Origin of the sequence: Mycobacterium sp., assembly GCF_049280035.1 — a bacterium.
Lineage (GTDB): Bacteria > Actinomycetota > Actinomycetes > Mycobacteriales > Mycobacteriaceae > Mycobacterium.
Genome location: NZ_JBAPPI010000493.1, coordinates 1 through 3,867, shown reverse-complemented (window position 1 = coordinate 3,867; position 3,867 = coordinate 1). Strand labels below are relative to the sequence as shown.

The 3,867-nt window shown below is 65.8% G+C and carries 4 protein-coding genes; 3 read left to right on the top strand and 1 reads right to left on the bottom strand.

Features of this window, described 5'->3' with window-relative positions:
- Nucleotides 1-226: 226 nt before the first annotated feature.
- Together idsA2 and WAN71_RS16095 are read left to right on the top strand one after the other, a co-directional pair.
- Nucleotides 227-1,273: a bifunctional (2E,6E)-farnesyl/geranyl diphosphate synthase gene (gene idsA2, locus WAN71_RS16100; protein ID WP_422226290.1), complete on the top strand. Its 1,047-nt coding sequence runs from the start codon at nt 227-229 to the stop codon at nt 1,271-1,273.
- Between the two features lie 5 nt (nt 1,274-1,278).
- Nucleotides 1,279-2,814 (top strand): alpha-(1->6)-mannopyranosyltransferase A, encoded by a 1,536-nt coding sequence (locus WAN71_RS16095; RefSeq protein WP_422226289.1) that lies wholly within the window; start codon nt 1,279-1,281, stop codon nt 2,812-2,814.
- A gap of 8 nt (nt 2,815-2,822) precedes the next feature.
- On the opposite strand, the gene WAN71_RS16090 is transcribed toward WAN71_RS16095, so the two are convergent.
- The gene (locus WAN71_RS16090; RefSeq protein WP_422226288.1) at nt 2,823-3,227 is read right to left on the bottom strand and encodes an Rv2175c family DNA-binding protein; all 405 of its coding nucleotides are present in this window, start codon (nt 3,225-3,227) and stop codon (nt 2,823-2,825) included.
- Nucleotides 3,228-3,305: 78 nt separating this feature from the next.
- On the opposite strand from WAN71_RS16090, the gene WAN71_RS16085 reads away from it, so the two are divergent.
- On the top strand, nt 3,306-3,867 hold a 562-nt coding region (locus WAN71_RS16085), incomplete at its 3' end, for a protein kinase domain-containing protein (protein ID WP_422226287.1).

Genomic DNA, 3,867 nt, shown 5'->3' with positions numbered 1-3,867 from the left:
CAGCTGGCCGGCTGGCGAGCGCGGATCACCCGACAGCATAGGTGCGAGAAAGTGAGGCTGTCGAAGCAACTGCCCGGCGACGATGCGGGCTGGGTACACCTAGTCGGGCAAAACCTGCTGGACAGCGCGCCGCCGAATAGACTTGGCGGGCCATGATAGAAGCCGACCAGGAAGGGGCGTCGCGCTGAGCATAGAAGCAGCGGCAACCGTCGAGTTGGCCCATAGCATCACGGCCGTCACGGACCAGTTGCGCAGGTACCTACACGACCGCCGCAGTGCGGCCGCCTACGTCGGCAGCGACTATGAGCGCTTGACGGCCGGCCTGGAAGAGTTCGTGCTCAGCGGCGGCAAGCGGCTGCGCCCCGCCTTCGCCTACTGGGGCTGGCGTTCGGTGTCGAGTAAAGAGGCCGACGCCCAAGTGCTGCTGTTGTTCTCCGCGCTGGAGCTACTGCATGCCTCGGCGTTGGTGCATGACGATGTGATCGACTGCTCGGCGACTCGCCGGGGTCGGCCGACAACGCACGTACAGTTCGCTGCATTGCACCGCGACCGGCAATGGCGCGGGTCGGCTGACCAATTCGGCATTTCGGCGGCCATCCTGCTCGGCGATCTTGCGCTGGCGTGGGCAGACGATATCGTCGCCAGCGTCGATCTGCCGCCGGATGCGCACAGCCGGGTGCGGCGAGTCTGGGTCGACATCCGCACCGAGTTACTCGGCGGTCAATACCTCGATATCGTTGCCGAGGCCAGCGCCGCAGAGTCAATCGCATCGGCGATGAATGTCAACACTTTTAAGACCGCCTCATACACGGTGTCGCGTCCGTTGCAAATCGGGGTGGCCGCGGCTGCCGAGAGACCCGACGTGCATGCCCTTTTCCACGAGGTCGGCACCGATCTAGGCGTCGCATTCCAACTGCGCGACGACGTGTTGGGTGTGTTCGGCGATCCGGCCGTCACCGGCAAGCCCTCCGGGGACGACCTGCGGTCCGGCAAGCGTACGGTGCTGCTGGCAACGGCGGTGGAATTGGCCGACAAGTCAGATCCGGCCGCCGCCAAGCTGTTACGCGCTTCGATCGGTACCGCCTTGACCGACGCGCAGGTGAGTGAACTGTGCGGGGTCATCGAGCGGGTCGGCGCATTGGCCGCGGCCGAGGACCAAATCGACACGCTGACCCGGCGGGCGTTGGCCACTCTGGCCGATGCACCTATCCATTCGGCGGCTAAGACCGGGCTGTCCGAGCTTGCCAGACTAGCCGCCAACCGGTCCGCGTGACGCAGATGTCCACGCGTGCGTCCACACCGACTTCCGGCTCGGCTACCGAGCAGCCGCAACACTTTTCACGATTGCGGGAATTCATCGTCGCAGCCGATGGCCGACCGGCATTGCTGGGCTGCCTGGGCGCGGTGCTGATCACCGCGGGTGGACTCGGCGCGGGCAGCACGAAACAACATGACCCGCTGCTGGAGTCGCTGCACCTGTCCTGGATGCGCTACGGCCACGGGCTGGTGCTGTCGTCGGTACTGCTGTGGGTGGGTGTCACGGTGATGCTGACCGCGTGGCTGTGGCTGGGCCGACGTGTTCTGGCCGGCAGTGCAAGCGAATACACCATGGTGGCCACGACCGGCTTCTGGTTGGCACCGCTACTGCTGTCGGTGCCGGTCTTCAGCCGCGACACCTACTCGTATCTGGCCCAGGGCGCACTGCTGCGCGACGGCCTGGACCCATATGCCGTCGGCCCGATTGAGAATCCGAATCCGTTGCTGGACAACGTGAGTCCCATCTGGACAATCACCACCGCACCATACGGTCCGGCATTCATCATGATTGCCAGGCTGGTAACGACGCTGGTCGGCAATCATGTGATCGCCGGAACCATGTTGCTGCGCCTGTGCATGCTGCCCGGACTGGCGTTGCTCATCTGGGCGACACCCCGGCTGGCCCGTCATCTGGGCGCCGACGCGCCCATCGCGCTGTGGATTTGTGTGCTCAACCCGCTGGTGATCATTCATTTGATGGGCGGAGTGCACAACGAGATGTTGATGGTGGGCCTGATGACCGCCGGCATCGCGCTGACCTTCGAGCGTCATCACGTAGCGGGCATCACGCTGGTAGCCGTGGCGGTCGCGGTCAAAGCCACGGCCGGGATCGCGCTGCCGTTTTTGGTCTGGGTCTGGATGCGCCATCTGCGCGAGCGGCGCGGATACCGGCCGATGCCGGCCTTCGCAACGGCAGCCGGCGTATCTGTGCTGATCTTCGTCGCCGTGTTCGCGGTGTTGTCCGGGGTGGCCGGAGTGGGGCTGGGCTGGCTGACCGCGTTGGCCGGCTCGGTGAAGATCATCAACTGGCTGACGATCCCGACGGCGGCCGCCAACCTTATCCATACCGTCGGCGGATTGTTCTTTCCGGTGAATTTCTATGGCGTGCTGCAGGTCACGCGGCTCATCGGGATCGCGATCATCGCGGTGTCGCTGCCGCTGCTGTGGTGGCGATTCCGGCACGACGACCGCCAGGCGCTCACCGGGATCGGCTGGGCCATGGTCATCGTCGTGTTGTTCGTGCCCGGCGCGCTGCCGTGGTACTACACCTGGCCGCTGGCGGTGGTGGCCCCGCTGGCCCAGTCGCGGTCGGCAGTCGCGGCGATCGCCGGATTCTCCACCTGGATCATGGTTATCTTCAAACCCGATGGCGCCCATGGGATGTACTCGTGGGTTCACGTCTTGGTCGCGACGACGTGCGCGTTGATCGCCTGGTACACGTTGTCTCGTGAGCCGGAGCCGGAGCCGGAGGCGGCGCCGGTCGGCTCAGCTGACTAAAGCCTGCGTCAGTACGCCATGGCCTGCGCGCGGCGCAGCACTTCGCGCGCCTGGTGGGCGTGTAGCGCGTCGACCGGGCGGGCGTTGCAGATGGCGTCCCGCGTTCCGTCCCGAGTGACGGTCAGCGACGGATCGGGGGTGAACAGCCAGCGCACGATCTCGGTGTCGTGGTAGCCGCCGTCGTGCAGAACCATCAGCAACCCGGGCAGGCTCTTGACCACCTCGCCGGAATCAGTGAACAAGATCCGCGGCACTAACACGTCACCGGCACGCCGTACCGCCACCAGATGACCTTCCCGCAGGTGTTGCTGCACCTTGGTGACCGGCACGCCAAGCAACTCGGCGACGCCGGGAAGATCGTAGGTGGGTTCGTCGGGGTCCAGAACGTCGTCGCCGGCCGGAATCCTGCTCACCGCCTCAGAGTAGGCCGGGCCCGGTTATTCCGGCACGCGATGAAGAGATTTCAGGCCGACTCCATACAGCCACCTACGATGAACCCCGTGGCTGCAGCGGCGACGCACGATCCTCTCGAGGGCGCGCTGCTGGACGGGCGATATCGCGTTGCGACCAAGATTGCCACCGGCGGCACCTCGACGGTGTACCGCGGGCTCGATACCCGTTTGGACCGGCCGGTTGCGCTGAAGGTGATGGATTCTCGCTACGCCGGCGACCAGCAATTCCTCACCCGCTTCCAGCTCGAGGCCCGCACGGTCGCCCGACTCAAAGACCCCGGGCTCGTCGCGGTCTACGACCAGGGCCTGGACGCCCGTCACCCGTTCCTGGTGATGGAACTCGTCGAGGGCGGCACGCTGCGCGAGTTGCTGTCCGAGCGTGGTCCAATGCCACCGCACGCGGTCGCCGCGGTGCTGCGCCCGGTGCTGGGCGGGCTGGCCGCCGCACATCACGCGGGCCTGGTGCATCGCGACGTCAAACCCGAAAACGTGTTGATCTCCGATGAGGGCGACGTCAAAATCGTCGACTTCGGTTTGGTGCGGGCGGTCGCCGCAGCCGGAATCACTTCCACCAGCGTCATTCTCGGCACCGCCGCCTACC

Bases quoted from the DNA above. Each gene is read 5' to 3' on its own strand.
- WAN71_RS16095 (WP_422226289.1), top strand. From the start codon at position 1,279: ATGTCCACGCGTGCGTCCACACCGACTTCCGGCTCGGCTACCGAGCAG.